Source organism: Okeania sp. SIO2C9, assembly GCF_010672455.1.
Classification (GTDB): domain Bacteria; phylum Cyanobacteriota; class Cyanobacteriia; order Cyanobacteriales; family Microcoleaceae; genus Okeania.
The window spans coordinates 38276-56366 of sequence record NZ_JAAHGO010000046.1 but is presented as its reverse complement, the minus strand read 5'-3'; the positions used below and the strand labels follow the sequence as shown (position 1 = coordinate 56366).

12 protein-coding genes are annotated in these 18091 nt (G+C 33.8%); 3 read left to right on the top strand and 9 right to left on the bottom strand.

Annotated features, from left to right (window positions below):
- Window positions 1–108: 108 nt before the first annotated feature.
- Window positions 109–984 carry an alpha/beta fold hydrolase gene (locus F6K23_RS27265; RefSeq protein WP_293161597.1) on the top strand — a complete coding sequence of 292 codons (876 nt, stop codon included), beginning with the start codon at window positions 109–111 and terminating at the stop codon, window positions 982–984.
- Window positions 985–1887: 903 nt separating this feature from the next.
- On the opposite strand, the gene F6K23_RS27260 is transcribed toward F6K23_RS27265, so the two are convergent.
- A complete protein-coding gene (locus F6K23_RS27260; RefSeq protein ID WP_293161595.1) occupies window positions 1888–3906 on the bottom strand; it encodes an ABC transporter ATP-binding protein in 2019 nt (672 codons plus the stop codon).
- Window positions 3907–3970: 64 nt separating this feature from the next.
- Window positions 3971–5140 carry a glycosyltransferase family 4 protein gene (locus tag F6K23_RS27255; RefSeq protein ID WP_293161593.1) on the bottom strand — a complete coding sequence of 390 codons (1170 nt, stop codon included), beginning with the start codon at window positions 5138–5140 and terminating at the stop codon, window positions 3971–3973.
- 798 nt (window positions 5141–5938) lie between these two features.
- On the opposite strand from F6K23_RS27255, the gene F6K23_RS27250 reads away from it, so the two are divergent.
- A complete protein-coding gene (locus tag F6K23_RS27250) occupies window positions 5939–6367 on the top strand; it encodes a DUF1824 family protein (RefSeq protein WP_287276798.1) in 429 nt (142 codons plus the stop codon).
- Window positions 6368–6540: 173 nt separating this feature from the next.
- Here the strand turns inward: F6K23_RS27250 and glgA are convergent, their stop codons facing one another.
- The 3 genes from glgA to F6K23_RS27235 form a co-directional block, all read right to left on the bottom strand.
- Window positions 6541–7956 (bottom strand): glycogen synthase GlgA, encoded by a 1416-nt coding sequence (gene glgA / locus F6K23_RS27245; protein ID WP_293161591.1) that lies wholly within the window; start codon window positions 7954–7956, stop codon window positions 6541–6543.
- Between the two features lie 371 nt (window positions 7957–8327).
- Window positions 8328–8792, bottom strand: coding sequence for a DNA phosphorothioation-associated protein 4 (locus F6K23_RS27240; protein ID WP_293161589.1), 465 nt, complete (start codon window positions 8790–8792; stop codon window positions 8328–8330).
- A 326-nt stretch (window positions 8793–9118) separates the two neighbouring features.
- A complete protein-coding gene (locus F6K23_RS27235) occupies window positions 9119–9439 on the bottom strand; it encodes a RidA family protein (RefSeq protein ID WP_293161588.1) in 321 nt (106 codons plus the stop codon).
- Between the two features lie 797 nt (window positions 9440–10236).
- Between F6K23_RS27235 and F6K23_RS27225 the strand changes: the two genes are divergently transcribed.
- The gene (locus F6K23_RS27225; protein WP_293161586.1) at window positions 10237–11016 is read left to right on the top strand and encodes a class I SAM-dependent methyltransferase; all 780 of its coding nucleotides are present in this window, start codon (window positions 10237–10239) and stop codon (window positions 11014–11016) included.
- Window positions 11017–12244: 1228 nt separating this feature from the next.
- On the opposite strand, the gene F6K23_RS27220 is transcribed toward F6K23_RS27225, so the two are convergent.
- From F6K23_RS27220 to F6K23_RS27205, 4 genes are all read right to left on the bottom strand, one after another.
- Entirely contained in the window at window positions 12245–12730 is a 486-nt protein-coding gene (locus F6K23_RS27220) for a DUF4332 domain-containing protein (RefSeq protein ID WP_293161584.1), read from the bottom strand.
- A gap of 1567 nt (window positions 12731–14297) precedes the next feature.
- Entirely contained in the window at window positions 14298–16364 is a 2067-nt protein-coding gene (locus F6K23_RS27215) for an AAA family ATPase (protein WP_293161582.1), read from the bottom strand.
- Between the two features lie 326 nt (window positions 16365–16690).
- Window positions 16691–16936 carry a hypothetical protein gene (locus F6K23_RS27210; RefSeq protein ID WP_293161580.1) on the bottom strand — a complete coding sequence of 82 codons (246 nt, stop codon included), beginning with the start codon at window positions 16934–16936 and terminating at the stop codon, window positions 16691–16693.
- 882 nt (window positions 16937–17818) lie between these two features.
- Window positions 17819–17977 carry a hypothetical protein gene (locus tag F6K23_RS27205; protein ID WP_293161578.1) on the bottom strand — a complete coding sequence of 53 codons (159 nt, stop codon included), beginning with the start codon at window positions 17975–17977 and terminating at the stop codon, window positions 17819–17821.
- Window positions 17978–18091: the final 114 nt, after the last annotated feature.

Sequence of the window (18091 nt, the reverse complement as noted above, 5' to 3'; positions counted from 1 at the left end):
TTTCTAGGTTTAAGATGAAAATTATTCTTCCATGGCAAACTACAAAAAATTCCTCAAGGTAGATTCAGGTAAAATAATAAAACTAACGATTAATACATCTTAAATCTGATGACTACCGCTAAAACTTGGATATGGCGAGGCTGGCCTATCTGCTACCAAAGCCAAGGAGAAAAAGGCCCTTCTATAGTATTAGTACATGGTTTTGGTGCTTCCTGGGGACACTGGCGCAAAAATATCCCTGTATTAGCTACAAGTTGTCGCTGTTATGCTATTGACTTACTTGGTTTTGGTGCTTCAGCTAAACCAACTCCAAGTAAAGATGTTACCTATACATTTGAAACCTGGGGTCAACAAATTGCTGATTTCTGTAGAGAAATAGTTGGTACTCCTGCTTTTCTGATCGGAAATTCTGTTGGTTGTATTGCGGTTATGCAGGCGGCAGTGGATTATCCAGATATTTCTTTGGGTATAGGAATTATCAATTGTTCTTTGCGACTTTTGCACGAACGGAAACGCTCTACTCTTCCTTGGTATCGCAGTCAAGGAGCATCCTTAGTACAAAAAATGCTAAAAGTCAAGTGGATAAGTCAAATATTTTTTAACCAGTTAGCAACAAAGAAAACAGTCAGGCGAGTATTGTTGCAAGCTTATAAACGTTCTGAAGCTGTTACTGATGAATTAATAGATCTACTCTTAAGTGCAGCAAAAGATGAGGGAGCAGTTGATGTTTTTGTAGCTTTTACTGGTTATTCCCAAGGACCTTTACCTGAAGATTTATTGCCAATACTACCATGTCCGGCTCTCATTTTATGGGGAGAGGAAGACCCCTGGGAAAATATTGAATTGGCAAAAGAATTTGCTAAGTTTGAAACAGTTGAAAAGTTTATTCCTTTACCTGGGGTTGGTCATTGTCCTCAAGATGAAGCGCCAGAATTAGTCAATCCTATTTTGCAAGAATGGATATTTGAAAAATGGGAGCGATAACTCCATTTAGCGTTTTAGTGTAACAAACTTTGTTCGCATTTTTATTTGGGAGGTAGAGACCAAGTGTTATGAAAAAGGTATGGAGGGAATATTCAACAATGAATAATGAATAATGAATAATGAATAATTACCTCTCCTTGAAAAGAAGAGGATTGACAAATTCATGAAAATTTTTTTATTATCCCCTTAAAAGGGGAGGCTTTAAACCACAATTTTTCGGTAAAGGAGAGAAAACAGCAATAAATACTAGCAAACACAAGGATATAAGCTACTCCATCAGTGCACTTTTTTTTATAAAAAAAACCTTAATCTAGATTTACATTTCAAATAAAAACACTATATAAAATCAGCTAATTCTCTAAATATATCAAAATTTTTGATTAATTATTGCTATGCTGATTAAATCTAAAAGCATTAACAGGTAAAGGTTGTAGCTTTTTTTCGCTGTAAAAAAGTGCAACTTTTTAAGCTTGAGCAACCAAAAAGTTAGGATAAAAGGCAGAATAATTGCAGAAAAATCAAGGGATAAAATATCTGACTAACTCCTCTAAATTCCCCATTCCTCCTGACTCCTGATATCAAATCCGTTTAATTGGACATAAAAAAAATCTTCAATCGTCATAACTACTATATCTGGTAGTGGTGCATTGTAATTTTTTCGGTAACGGTATAGCAAGCATTTCAGCCACCATTCACCATTACTATACAGGACTACCCTATATCTTTGTGATTCTCTCTAATCCTGACTGCTAACTCCTGACTCCTGATTCCTCCTTACTTAACCAATCTATAACTATTTAACCGGATTTTATATGATTCCTGACTCCTACCCTATACCAAAAGACTTCCATAAGCAAACCCTAATTATTCATAAGAATAACTGAGCCGATAAAACTTTGAGCGTTAAACTTTCTTCTCATTTACCATTTGATTTTCAAATATTTCTAGGGTTCTTAAAAGAGAAATTGCTGACTGAAAAGCTTCCTCACTAAGTTCTACCTGTTCTTCGGGTGTATCAACTATTTCATCAGCTAATAGTCTTAAAGAACCAATAATTTGATTTAGAAAACCACGAGCTTCATAAGAAGCTTTAGTCAAAAGTTGGTGGTCAATATAACTATCTGGCTTAGATTGGTCGCCAAACTGTATAGAATAGAGACGGCGATAGTAACCATCTTCTTTTTGTAGAAGTTCTAAATGAGTGCCAATTTCCACTAATTCTCCACGCTCTAAAACAGCTATCTGGTCTGCATTTTGAATTGTTGAGAGACGGTGGGCAATAACTAAAACTGTTCGGTCTCGACTTAATTTATCGATGGCCTCCTGCACTAAACGCTCAGAAACAGTATCAAGGGCACTGGTGGCCTCGTCTAAGATTAATATTTCTGGATCTTGCAATAATGCTCTAGCAATAGCCAAGCGTTGACGTTGACCCCCAGAAAGCATAACACCCCGATCGCCTATTTCGGTCTCCCATTGCTTTGGCAATTCCATAATAAAATCATAAGCATTAGCTTGTTTGGCCGCTTTAATCATTTCATCTTCTGTGGCATCAGGACGAGCATAAAAAATATTATTTCTAACTGTGTCGTTGAATAAATGAGTAGTTTGACTAACAATACCAGTTTTTCTTCTGAGACTGGTAATATCGAACTCACGCAAGTCAATGCCATCTATAGTAATGGAACCAGAGATAGGGTCATAAAATCTTGGTAGTAGGTCAGCAAATGTTGACTTACCTGCTCCCGAACCTCCCACTAATGCTAATGTTTTACCTTTAGGTACAGATACATCAACATTTTTGAGGACTAAATTACTATTACCTGGATAAGAGAAAGAAATCTTATTAAAATGAATTTTTCTCCTAACTTTTTGAAAAGGTATGGAACCAGGTTTCATAATTGGTTTATTATCTCTTCTCCATAACTCTACAGCCATATCAAAACTAGCAGACCCTTTGGCAATTTGATTACGACTACCATTAATTCCTGATATCATTGGCAGTAAACGAAATAGAACAAAAAGATAGGTAAGTAATATAGCAGAAACGTTTGCCATTTGATCGGCTAAGAAAGTTTTACCTAATAATAAAATACAGATTACTGTAATTATGCTGGTCACCTCATTCACTGGTGCAATTAATGCTGAATTCATTTTTGCTTTCAGCGCTATATCTTCCAAGGACAGCATTAATTTTCTTAACTGTTTATATTCTCTATTTTCGCTACTTACTGATTTAATTAACCGGATACCACTGAGAGTTTCAATTACTTTGATGGCATAAGTTTTTTGTTGCCGGTTCAACAAAGATCCAAATTTCTTTGAGCGATGTATAAATAATTGATTAATACCTGCTATTAAGCTTACCAATAGAGTAGAAATTAAAGTAAGCTGCCAAGAGATAGAAATTAGTATGCTAACAAATAATAAAATAGTTATTGATTGAGTTATTAAATTAATATAAGCATTAATTGTTGCAGTGCATTGAGCTGTATCTGAGCCTAAACGTTTTGTTAAATCTCCTACTTTTACTTTCGTGAAGAAGTCTAAGTCGCTGTCCATTAATGTTTGGAACATTTCCGATTTAATACTATTTGTGAGGCTACGACTAAAGGCTACTGATAACAAACTCTTTAAATATATGGTTAAATTTTTCAGAATAATAGTTAATATCACTGCTAAAAGCATCACCACAAGGCGATACTTTTCTGGTACTCCGTCAAAAGGAGATAATAAAAACTTAATTATAGTTGGAGCATCCTTCAATTCAATTTCTTGCCCAGAAATTCTCAGTAGTATTGGTACTATTAGGGCTGTATTAACTCCATTAAATAATCCTCCGGCAAAGCCTAATATAATATTTCCTATTATGTGGAAAGGATAACGCCGAATAAATTTTAAAATAAATTCTTTTGTAGACATTTATATTTTCCTGGGATATTAAATTATCTCAATTTTTACTACTATTAATAGCTGCTCGCTAACGCTATATTTTGATTAACTCTGATAAAATGGCTGCCATAGCATCAATACTATAATATTTAATACATCTTTCTCTAGCTTTCATGCCTTTAATATTTGCTGTGGCTAAGTCGTTAAATATTAATTCAATTTGTGCTGCAATTTGTTCGGGAGAACTAGGATCGACTAAATAACCAGTATCGCCTACAATTTCTGGTATGTCCCCTACTTTTGTGGCGATAATTGGTTTGGCCATTGCCATCCCATCAGTTAATTTTAATGGAAATTGTGCTTGAGCTTCTGGAGTATCTCTCTGGGGGACTACTATTATATGGGCGGCCGCTACAATTTCTGGCATAACTGTAGGTGGATATTTTGGCATTTTAATTATCCAATTTCCCCATCTTTCCATTAGTTGACGGTCATAATCATCATAAGGACTACCTCCGACAATGACCAACCTTAAATCTGGCTGATTGATATTCTCTAGGGCTATTAAAACATCTTCTACGCCTTTATAAGGTCGTGGTGCCCCTGGAAACATTAAAATTTTATAATCGCTCAAGCCGTAACTAGTTCTACTTACCTCTGGATCGTACTTGCTTGGGTCGAATAAATTCGTGTCTTTTCCATTTGGTAAATAAGTACCACCAAAGCGTTTTTTGAGAAATTGATTGTGTAGAGTTACCCTGTCTGCTTTGGAGACAAAACTTTCTACCCATTTTAAATAAAAGGGATGGTCTGGTTGTCGCAATGCTCCTTCTGGTTTCAAGATATCTCTAGCTAATTGTTTAAGACTGGGATGATATTTCCAACTATCTCCTCCATGCCAGCTTAACTCCCAATCGTCAATATCTAAAAATACTGGGCGATGGATTTGCATTTTTCTGATTAGAGATAAACCTAGACTGGTAGGTTTTAATTTGTAGGCATAAATTATGTCTCCTGTTATTTTATCTAGAAGTTGTTTGGCTGATAATAAAAATTTGGGATAGTAATTGTGGCTATCTATGGCGATAATAGTATTTTCCTGATTAGTTGTTAGTTGTTGTTTTTCTCCACTAACAAAGCCCACAATTTCTACATCTACTTGTAGTTTTTTTAGTGCTTGAGATAATAAGAAAGGACGTACTGCGCCTCCCCATCTTCCCACACCACTGGTTGATAAGTCACTAACAACTAATGATATTTTCACTGATGATTAATTTCCTGAGTTTACTACTTCTATTATAATTTTATTTATTCGATCTAAGGATTATTTTATTGATTTGGTAATTAGTTATTGAGAAATTTTATTCTATATTCCTATGTAGATATTTTATTTGTGCGATATTTTTGAATCAAAATAGTAGGGATTAGTGTAATGGATAAATTTAAAAAGTATTGATACAACTCAAGACCTATGAAGATAGTCATAAATTATTTTTTTTTTTTATTTATGGATAGCAAGATAGCAAGTTTTTCTAGTTTATACATATAATAAATTTGACTAAACTTGTAGTTCCTCATCAAAAAGATTGTTTCATAAAATATTTTTACTTAAATAATATAATAGAAATTATTTAAATAGGTTTTGAAAAAAATTTAATCATCTAAATACTGACGGTTAATTCTCTTTATATGTAGCTTATATTCATATTCTATCTTAGGATGGCTATAGTTGATTAAGAGTGATAATAACTCATGTTAAAGCTTCCTGTCAATTATTACATGAAAGTTCAGAAGTAAGTATTAACCCTGAACTCTTGAGATAGCTAATTATTTCAAGTGTTAGAGAGTAAGAAGTATAAAATAGGCTGGTTACTATAGTATTTTTCATATTCTCAGTTAACTATTATAAATTTTGTACTTTAGACAATATGATAGATGTAATATTAGGCTGTCATTGATTAACTTTATTTAGTTGAGTTATTGAAAATTGTATAATTTTTATAAAACTCCTGTTATCCCACCAATATTACAGATATTATCGTCATACAATTTACAGTATTATATGTCTACTCAAAACATTCAGAATCTCACTGTTGTTCAAGCTGAAGAAATCCTCCATAAATTTACCTGTCAAAACATTAAGTTAGTAGAATCACCAGAGGAAAAAGCTATTACTCAAGCAGCAATTTTGCTATTAGCTAATTTGTCTGACTATCAAATGTTGGGAATTTGTGCCGAATCAACTACTGAGGCTTTATCTGCTTTAGAAAGCTATCTAGGGGCATTAGGATATAATACTACCCTAATTGATGATTCTAATTTTAGAACAATTGAAGGTTCAGTTTATATCAAGTTTAATGGGATAAAAGAGTCATATCATCTTGAATCCTATATTGGAGAATATAGAGGGGTATTAGTATCTTGTCAATCTGCTGAAGATACAGGAATTAATGGAACTTATGGTCATTTACCGCTAGATTTATTTACTTAAAAAAAGAATTTTTGATGTTAATTCAGTAAATTAACTAGCTTTAAAAGCAAGACGTTCGGAGAAATAAAAAAGCTGACAACTGATACATTTCAGTACAAGCTTTCTATAAAAAGAAATAAAGAAATAAGGAATTGGGTGTTTTAACTCAATTCCTATTCTAAAATTAGGTTTTACTAGACTAATTCAGGCTCCTTGTCTGTTGTTGTTTCTTCCTCAGGTAAGCCAAGTATTGATTTGTACATTTTAATATACTCCTGAGCTGATTTGTCCCAACTAAAGTTTTCTCTCATACCACGTTTCTGTAATTCTTGCCATTGCTCTTTAAAGCGGAAAGCTTCACAAGCTCTAACCATTGCAGTAAAGAAGTCTAGTGGTTCATAGCGATCGAAGCAATAGCCAGTACCAGTATTGTTAACCGGGTCATGGAAAGATACTGTATCAACTAAACCTCCTGTGCGACGCACAATAGGTACACTACCATAACGCATGGCCAACAATTGGCTAATACCACAAGGTTCAAACCGACTAGGCATTAAAAAAGCATCGGTACCTGCATAGATCCGCCTAGATAGGGCATCATTATATAAAAGTTGGACACTCATACGACCAGGGTAACGAGTAGCTATCTGCCACATTTGGGTTTCATAGAAGCGATCGCCTGTGCCTAACAATATAAACTGACTATCGGTATAAGCCATAAACCGATCCAATACTTGCAGCATTAAATCAAGTCCTTTTTGATCTACCAGTCGGGAGACCATTCCTGTTAAAAACGTGTTTTTATTTACTTCAAAGCCTACCTCTTCTTGGAGAGCAATTTTATTAGCAGCACGTTTTTCTAAGGTATCGATAGTATAAGTTTGAGCAATGTATCTGTCATTAGCTGGATTATAAAAGTTCAGGTCAATACCATTAAGAATACCTGTTAACTTACCGCTAATAAAAGACATTAAACCATCTAGGCGTTCGCCATAAGCTGGTGTTTGGATCTGACCTGCATAAGTAGGAGAAACAGTAGTTACCCGGTCGGCAAACTGTATTGCTGCAGCCATTGTATTATGTCCCTCCATATACCAGGGACACCAAGTAATTCTTTCTAATAACCAGCGCCAAGGTCCTTGATAAGCTAGGTTATGAATAGTAAATACGGTTTTAATATCTGGGGTTTCGTGCATCCAAACTGGAATCATGCCTGTGTGCCAGTCATTGCAATGAATAATATCTGGTTTCCAGCCATTCCAGCAAAACTCAGCCGCTCCATTGGCAAATAGAGTGAACCTCCAGTCTTCGTCATCTCCGTAGTAGATACGACGTGGCCAAAAAGTTGGATGGCCAAATAGGTACAACGGCACGTCGCTTTTTGGTAGTACCGTCTCATAAATGCTAAAGCTTTGATACATGGCATTTCCTTCCCAGATTGGTTGTTCTGGAATTTCCATTTTGTCGCCCAGAAAGCCATAGTAAGGCATAAAGATACGGACATCGTGACCCATGGCCCGTAGCACTTTGGGTAAGGCTCCGACTACATCGGCCATACCACCAACTTTGGCTAAAGGAGCTACTTCAGCTGCCACAAATAAAATTCGCATGATTCTTTAATTTGCGTTCCCTTTTTGATGCTCAATATCGTCATCATACCTGTATGGGCGCACCTAAACTATAAGTCAAAAGTTAAAAATTAAAAGTCAAAAGTCAAAAGTCAAAAAAGAGTTATATCATCTTCGGTTGAACAGTTATAAATAAACGATGAAGGATGACCGAGTCAGGAGGGAAGAAAGAAGAAGAAAGATGAGGAGAAGGAGAAAGTTTTTTTATCACGCTATTATCCGGACATGATATTATTTGATTTGATGATAATTCAGGCTGAGAAAAGATAACATTAATATTAAGTAGCTAGATAGATGTTAAAAATTATTGTGATTAAGGGTCTCAGTTGGGTTTGCCAGTGAGGTTTTTTTATTTATTTCAAAAATTTAGTTAAATCAAATTCTGCTTCTGGCTGAGATTTTTGATATCTCTGGGAAATTAAGACTAATAAAAGTCGTTCTGAATAATCTACTGCACCCCGCATTTCATCTCGTAATATTTCTAACCCTCCATTGGCATATTCTTCAAATATTTTAATGTAATTTTCTTCTATTTCTTCATTTGTTGGAGAGAGAATTTGTGTATCTTTTGTGTCGGCGATCGCGATTAATTTAATAATATTTTCATATCCCCTAGACCAAAACACTTCTATACTAATTGGACCTGGTTCTCTTTGAGAAATTTCTGTTAGTGGAACTCGGTGGTTTTTCTTAATTGCTAAAGATGCGGCAAATACCATTACATCAGCATAAGTTTTAAAAGGACCTGTTTTTTCTTCTGACTCGGTTAAAGCTTTGACTAAATCTGCTTTATCTCTGGCAATTCTTATTCTATTCATTACTAAAAATTCAATATATTAATCTATTTGGGATTTGTAAAATTTTCAAAATTTATAGATAAAAGCTATGAATTTTTCACCGAATAATTAAGGTTTAAATCCTCTTTTTAGCTACACTACAGGCTGTCGCTCTACAAGAAGAAATAAACAAAAAAACCCTGTTCGCAAATTCTATCCTTAAAAGGGATAATTAATTATTAATTATTGAATATTATCTATAGTATGATTAAATATAATGTAGATATTTAACCTCTTTATTCTTCTTCTGAAATATCAGCATTTGCTTCAATTTATACTAACATTTTTGGAGATATTAAACGCTTTACTTATACCATTGTAGTAGCGGGTTTAATTTCACCAAATAATGTACTATGTGCCTTACCTATTTGTTCCCATTCCTTGATATTTGTTACATAAATTCTGGTTCTCAGTACGTCTTTTAAACTTGCTCCGACTGTCTGTAAAGCTGTTTCAATATTCTGGATAATTTGTACATTTTGTTCATCAGCATCTGTACTAATAATTTTCCCTGTTTTATCGGTAGCAGTAGTGCCTGAAACGTAAATAAAATTACCGATTTGTACTGCACGGGAATAACCTACAATTGTTTCCCAAGGTGTATTAGTTGATATGTTTTTTATTGACATTTTTAATGGTTTCTATTTAGTAGTATTTTCTTCTGTCCACAATAACATGATTTTCTGCTCAAAATCTCCTTTAGTTGCCCGTTTTTTGTCTCGTTCGAGTATAATTTGATTATGAGAAATACCGTAACTTTTAAGTAAAGCATCTACTACTTCTAATAAGTCAGCTATTTCTATAGCTAAATCAGCGCTACTTGCTGTTGTTGTTTCTTGGGCTTTTTCAATAAGTTTATTTCGTAATGCTTGGCGATATTCTGTTTCTGAGAGAGTTATAGTTTTACACTCTAAACCACTTTTACGGATAATTTAGGGAATGCGATAACGCACTAATTTATTATATTCTTGAGGCATAATTATATTACTTTTTCAACTATTTTTATTTATTTATCAAATTGCTACAAACTACTGTATCTCAAATCAAAATATATACCAAAGGGGTAAAGATGGGAATATTTATGTTGTTTATCACTTGTGGTATAACTAAATTTATTCAGTTTAAAATTATGTGTTTGTGCTTGGATATATAGCATTTTGACTCCAAGTAACCTAATAATTAATTATTAATTATTTTAGGCTTTAATATTCTCTGTTTAAGGATAAAAATTATTGAGATTTATTTTGAGAAATAGGATTTATTAAAAATCAGAGTTTCTTAGGCTAACCTCTTAAATACAACTGCTAACAACAGATATATCAGGTAAGTATAAGGAAAGTAGTTATAACTAAATTTTGCTTTGGCTTTAATTAGTATTCTTGTGGAATATGATAGTATGATTCCAGTTATTTAATTCTAGTTTGCTATGAATATACTGTTCATTAACTCTTTGAAAAATATAGGTATAATTTTATGTATACTTATTCTAAGTCTACTCTTAAATGCTTGTTCTATAAAAACTAATGTTGCTGCTACTTCAGATGGAATTTATCAATATAAAACTATCCATAATCCGGAAGGTCTTGGGAAATTTTATCTAGGTCGAGAAATAGCTAAAGTTATGGGTCATGAAGGTGCTGCATGGTTAGAAAGACCTAGCAGAAGTTATAGAGAAAATCCTCAAAGTGCTATCGATCGTCTTGATTTAAAACCTACTGATGTTGTGGCAGATATTGGTGCTGGTACTGGTTATTTTACTTTTAGAATTAGTTCTTTGATTCCTCAAGGTAAGGTGATTGCGGTAGATATACAACCGGAGATGTTGGAGTTAATTAATTTTGTTAAAAATGAGGAAAATATTACTAATATTGAGACGGTTTTAGGGGATGTAAATAATCCTAATTTGTCTTCTTCTACTGTTGATATTGCTTTGTTAGTTGATGCTTACCACGAGTTTGAATATCCGCGAGAAATGATGTTAGGAATAGTTGCTGCTTTGAAGTCTGGTGGGCGGGTTATTTTATTGGAATATCGGGGTGAAAATCCGATGATTATGATTAAAGGTTTGCACAAGATGACTGAGAAACAGGTAAAAAAAGAAATGAATTCTGTGGGTTTGGTTTGGCAAGAGACTGATGATTTTTTACCACAACAACATTTTTTAGTGTTTAAAAAGTCTGATGTTTCTCGATCAAATTACAATTAAATAGCTGGATTTCTCATAGGAGAGTTATTTAAATTCTTTCTAACTGAAAACGATTGAAGAAGGCAGAAGGCAGAAGGCAGAAGGCAGAAGGCAGAAGGCAGAAGGCAGAAGGCAGAAGGGAAAATTGCATGGGGATTCTCACCCCAAACAATTTTGAGCACCGTGTAGACGGTGGGGTATTAAACCCATAAGGGAAATGATAAAAATTTATATTTATGTGAAATACTATTTTTTTGTTGAATAAAAAGTCATGTGTAGGGGCGAACAACTCCCAACATAAGAACTGTATCACTATTATTTGAGAAATGCAAGGCAAAAAACCCAAAGGTTTTTTTGGTGCTTCACACAATGACAATTTCGTGGGGATTCTCAGTAGAGGGTTGACGGAGCAAGTGCGGTAGCTACATCCCTTTTATATACCTAATAGAAATTACTTTGAAGAAATGGTGTGAGACTGAAGAACCGAAAAAGGTAAATTCATAGGGGCATTTAAACTTCCTGTAATTGAAGCTGAGTATTTCATCTGTGGCGTTGAATAAAAAGTCATGTGTAGGGGCGAACAACTCCTAATATAAGAACTTTATCACAATTATTTGAGCAATACAAGGCAAAAACCTAGGCGATTTTTTGTGCTTCACACAATGAGATTTTAGTGGGGATTCTCAGCAGAGCGATCGCTTCTATATAGATAACTCATAAAAATCACCTCTATTTCTTGAGACTATTTGTGGCAGTGAGTGCTGAGTATTTCATGTATATTATTTGGTTGAATAAAAAGTCAAGTAAAGGGGCGAGTTGACCCTTATACTTAAATTCTCTCACAATTATTTGAGCAATACAAGGCAAAAACCTAGGCGATTTTTTGTGCTTCACACAATGAGATTTTATGGGATTTCTCGCTAGATTTTTTTTAACTTTAAGCTGTAGGGTTGCTGTTTTTTCTCGTAGTCCTAAAGATGTCAGGATATTAGTAGTATATTCCTTTAATTGTTAGGAGTTAAACTTCAAAAATCATTATTTGTTTACCGAATAATTAAGGTTTAAAGCCTCTCCTTGGCTGCGCCGCAAGCTGTCGCTCTACAAGGAGAAACAAGCGGTCGAGAGATGGCGAGGTCTCCTCGCCATATCCAATCGACCAAGAGAGAAAAATTTTTCATGATTAGTCAATCCTCTTCTTTTCAAGGAGAGGTAATTATTAATTATTAATTGTTGAACACTACCTTTTTTCTTAATCAGACCAATCTATAGACCATTTTTTTGATGGTAATTTAGTAGTTGGCACATTGTTATGGGCAGTTTTTCTTTGAATATTTGTTGCCTGAGCAACCCAACTTCTAACAAGACTTAAACTAGGTAAGCGTTGTACCAGTTGTTTTTGACGGTTAAGCTTCATTATCTGAGAGTGGAGTGTTTCAGGAAAGCGATTTTTTAACTGAGAAGTTGTATGTATTCCTAAAGCTGATAATAGGGAAAAATATTCCAGGTCTATTCCTTTAATTTGTGATAAATCAGCAAAATTTACCCACTGAATAATCAGGTCTTTTTCAATGGTAGTAGCTTGCTCTAATTCTTCTATTCCTGTGAGAGAGGAACATTTTTTTAATAGTTCTGCGACATTAGTAATACCTACTTCTATTAATTTGTTAGCATATACAGAGTTCATGCCTTCAATATCTTGAATATTATGTATCATAATTTCTCTCTTATTTAACATTTGACTATTTTACCTTTTTCCGAGGAGCTATATTCAAGAACTCAGAAATCAGAAGTGTGTTTGCGCAGTATTCCGCAGGAAAGTTAGAGGTTAAAATTAGTGGGAGATTGTTACTCACCACTAATTTTCAATGGCTAAAATAAAATTTATAGCGGGGGTCGTGTCACCCTATTTTCCGTCATAAAATAGAGATTTTATTACCGAAAATGATCGTGCGAAAAAACTTCTGACTTGATGAGTTCCTATTTCTGACTTTCCGTTTGTCATGCTACACAAACGAGGGCAGCGATAAGGGAATAATCTATGTATAAATCCAGGATAAAAAGGGTGAGATTACTCCACAATATCTCCACTTAAAAACTTGAGTTGATATAGCGCTACGCGCAAGTTAGAAGTTAAAAGTCAAAAGTCAAAAGTAATCTCTGACGCTGCTTTTTCCTAGGTCAATGCTCCGTAAACAGGGTTTAGTAGTGTCCTAATACCATTTCTCTGTAACAATGCGCTTAATAATTATTGCTCAGACCTGATTAAACTGACTATTCTCATCTTTATATTAAGTGCAACTTCATGGAGAAATGGTATAACCTAAATCCGTAGTGCTATATTACGAAACTAATTCACATAAATAATGTCATTTCAGTTATCAGTTAGCTTTCTGCTGGAGGAACTGCGTTAACAGTACATCTATCTGAAACAAGAAGGTTTAAATATTGAATATTATCTTTTTTATCCCCTTAAAAAGGGAGCCTTGAGGCCAAAATTTTTCGGTTATATCTAATGAGGTGAAATAATCATTTGAAATTATTTTCAATCAAAGTTTAGGTGTTCATGCAATTTTAAAGGATGACTGTCTTGAGTTTGTCTTACCGAATAATTAAGGTTTAAAGCTTCTCCTTTAAAGAAGAAAAAAGTGGTCGATCTTCGTAGCTTCCCGTAGGGTGGGATAGCTAGTTCTCGGAGCCATATCTAATCGACCAAGAGAAGAAAAAATTTTCACGCTCCGCGTCAATCCTCTTCTTTTCAAGGAGAGATAATTGTTAATTATTAATTATTAATTGTTGAACTAGCTGTTTGCGCAGTATTTCCGGAGGAAATTTTTCTCATGATTAGGCAATTGATGGATGACTTCTGTGAAATTGTATAGTTATAGCAGAAGGAAGAAATAAGAAGTAAGAAGGAAGAATCTTGCGTTGTCTGAGTTTTAAACTTTTGATATGTTCTAACTTTTCCTTAGACTGCTATATATTCTACTGTTTAGAGTTTAAAAGACTTCTTGCAGAAGTCAGGGAATAGGGAATAGGGAGTTAACGAAGTCAGAAGTCAGAAGTCAGAAGCGGTGCGACCCCGCGACGACGCCAGCTCGCTTGCGGAATGCGCACTCCTGTGAGTCAGAAGTTATTTTTTTAACAGGGATTTGAGCAAGACTCCAAAAATATTGCGCCTTAAAAGGCGGGGTTTTATACCCATATTATTTTGATAAAATTGTTTATTTCATAGTCTTGAATTGATTTAATGTAAGCATTCCGCAGGAAATGCTTACGATTTAATTAACACTTTTGCCAGAGGTTTAATCATAATCTACTTCCAGCACTTCTGTATATTCAAATTCATTCGGACTACGTTTTACCAAAGGATAAGATTCTCCATTTAACTGAATAGCATCCTCTTCACAATCTAATTTTGGAGAATTATAAGAAAGCACATATTCTCTACCAATATAATTAGCCATTTCTTCCGCTACTTCTCCTCGCCATTGAGTTTTAGTTACTAATACAACTAATTGATTTGCTAGTTGAGGAATAATATTGGCAATTTGTCTGCGATAAATTTCGTCTAAACTGCCAAAAGGGGAATCCATTACTATGGGAAAAGTGCTACTATCGGGTCCCATTAAAGTGTTTTTTTGACTCCAGATTCGTACTTCGTCAATAATACTGCCAATAAATGCCAAACTGAGGATTTGATTTTCTCCTGTAGAAGCGGCAACTAAAGCATCTTCTCCACCAGTATTTTCTACTAAAGTTAATTCATAATTTTCATTCAATTTAGGAATATAGGGAGTAAAAGAAATTTCTGAAAATAATTCTTGTACTCGTTTTTCTAAAGAAACTCTAAACTGTTTTTCTAGACGCCCTCGGACTTCTATCAATCTATTGATAGCATCTTGAGTAGCTGCAATTCGCCTTTGAGCTAAAACTTGTTTTAATTCATTCATTTGTTGTTTATCAAGTTGTTTATCTAAGATTTTTATTTCTTTATTTAAAGTTTCTAGTTGTAGAGAGTTTGAGCCAGTTTCTCGATTTAAGTTTCCTACCTTGATTTCTATTTCATCTAACCGTTTTTGTAACTGCTGAATATCTTCGTCTGGATAATTTCGTAGTTTTTTATGAACTGATTCTAATTCATTTTCAACCCGTGAAAGTTGATAACGCAATTTTTCGATATTAGCTTGTTGTCGATCGACTTCATCCCAAAACTCTAGTACTTGTTTGTCAATTTCATCTATCTGTATACTAATTCTAATTACGGTTTCTTCTACATCAGCAATTTCGGCTTTTTCCATCCATTTTTCTACTGATTTTCTCCCTAGAGAACCTATAGTTAATTCTGCTCCACAAATACAACGTTGTTTGTCTAATAATTGTTGTACAAACTGTCTTTTTATTCCTATAGGTAACTCACCTTTTTCTTTTAAATTACCAAAAATTTCTCGGAATTTTTCTATGGCATCTGACAAGAAAACCATATAACCACGAGTTGATATAGCTCTTTTTAACCCCTGATTAGCTTGTAATATTTGTTCTTTGATTGATAATACCTGGAGATTTAATTGGTCTTTTTGTTGGGGTAATCCTTCTGCACCTTTAAATTCCACTAAACGACTACTAATTTCTTTCTTAACTTCTCGATGATTTTGCAATTCTTTCTCTATCTCTGTTTGGCGTTTTGATAATTTGTTAATTTCTTGTTCAATTTGATTTTTTTCTTTCAGCAGTTTTTTAGTTTCAGGATTACCAATTAATCTCAAATCAGTTTCTAAGGATTTTTTTGCTTCCCCTAAATGTCTAACAGAACGATTTAATACTTCAATTCCTAATAATTCTTTCGTTGCTTCTGCTATTTCACTTTTCCGGTCATCTCTAACAATATACTCAATTCTTTCTCCGTCAAAAAAGAAATATCGATGTAAACTTTCTGGCAAAATTCTACCAATAATATCATCAGGATGTTCTGGGGGTGGAGACCAACGTCCGTCATCTCCAGCTATTTGCATATATAACTCACTTTTACCATGTTCAATTTCATTTTTTTCATTCCTATAAGCTCGTGATAAACGTTTAGCTTGATACCGTTTATTATCATGTTCAAATAAAATTTCTACCCAACAAGCTATGGCTTTACCAAGTTTTGCTTCTGTAATTGCTCGTTTATTTACCAGTTGAGTTTCTACTACAAAAGCGGCGCTAAATTTTTCATAAAGTACCCAAGTAAAGGCGTTCATTATGGTAGTTTTACCTGCACCATTATTGCCATGAATTATTGTTGTATTTTTCTGGCCTGATGCCAGAATTATTTCTGGTGTTTTGCCGTAAAACTGACGAAAGTTACACAAGATAATTGAGATTAATTTCATTGAACTGCTATTTCTTTTTTTGAGAATATCATCTTAATTTAAGGAAGAAGTAAGAAGCAAGAAAACTCCATTTCCCTGATGCCAAAATTATTTCTGGTGTTTTGCCGTAAAACTGACGGAAATTACACAAAATAATTGAAATTAATTTCATTGAACTGCTATTTCTTTTTTTGAGAATATCATCTTAATTTAAGGAAGAAGGAAGAAGTAAGAAGTAAGAAGTAAGAAGTAAGAAGTAAAAAAACTCCATTTCCCTGATGCCAAAATTATTTCTGGTGTTTTGCCGTAAAACTGACGGAAATTACACAAAATAATTGAAATTAATTTCATTGAACTGCTTCCTTGATAATTTTGAGAATATCATCGTTTATCCGGGGTGTTTTTTTATAAAGTCGGTCTTTTTCTAGTTGTAATACTCGCCCAATAATTTGCTTTACTTCTGGGGGTGCAGTAGTAATTGGTTCTTGAATGTTATTCAGTTTTGTTTGAGTTTTATGATTATATTTTGACTGCTTTTCTGAAAAAATAGTTGATATTTCTGTGGTTGGTTTGTCTGAGTATTTTGAAGTCATTTTAATGTCAGAAGGGAGTAGGGAGTAGGGAGTAGGGAAGAAAGAGTAAATTTTGAAAAAAATAAGAGAATGCTAGAGATAGCTGTCTGAAATAAACTGGAGTTACTTTTTTTTACCGAATAATTAATAATTAGAGTTTGCGTATGGAAAGTCTTTTTGCTATGGTAGGGAGTAGGGAGTAGGGAGTAGGGAGTAGTGAAGAGTTAGGATCTAGGGGAGTTAGCTGAAGAACTAGTCATTCATAATCCACCCTTACTTTTTCTATCATTATGATAGAAAAATCTTCACTTTTTCCGCTCCATCAACTGAAAAGCTGCTACTTTTTCAGCACCTAAAATTCTTGAAACCTTTATCTCTAAATGTTTTGATATTTAATCAGCAAGCCCTAATTAATAATTAAATAATTATGGTTTAAAGCCTCCTCTTTTAAGGAAAAAAAGCGGTCGAGGGATGGCGAGGTCTCCTCGCCATATCCAATCGACCAAGAGAAGAAATAATATTTCCTTATCTTCAATCAATAACGGTTTTAACCAGAGGTAATTATCCATTATCCGTTATCCATTAATGAACTATCATTCGGCAGAAAAAATATCATATCTAAAGTTCTTTTATTGCTCATAATGGTATTTACAGGCAATAATAATAATTTCATCAGAGGTACTGATAACTGATAACTGATAACTGAAATAACCCACTAAGTAAAGTCTGAAAAAGCAGAAGCTTCAAATGCAATTCTTTTACTCACTCAACTTCCTCTAATGAAAGTTCAATTAAATTTGTTTGATGTTCAACATTTTCGATTGCATTTAACAGCCTATTTTTGTTAGTTTCACTTTTAAATAAGTAGGCTGTTTCCTCAACTTCAGAAACAATATTTTCAATTTATTTTTCTATTAAAATTTCAATATATTGTTCAATTGATAAGTCTTGTGACGTAGCTTTTTGTTGGATTAGAGCTTCAATTTCTGGTTTTAAATTAATAGTAATCATCATCTGACAAACTTTTAGACAGGTTTGGGCTTGTTTATTGGTTGGGTTCATTGGTTTATACTCACTAAACATTTAATTCTAAATATTTAATTAATTTTAGCTAGGTTGCCCCACAAAATCTAATATTAGCCCAACAAATTTTATTCTAACATTGTTTAGGTTTAG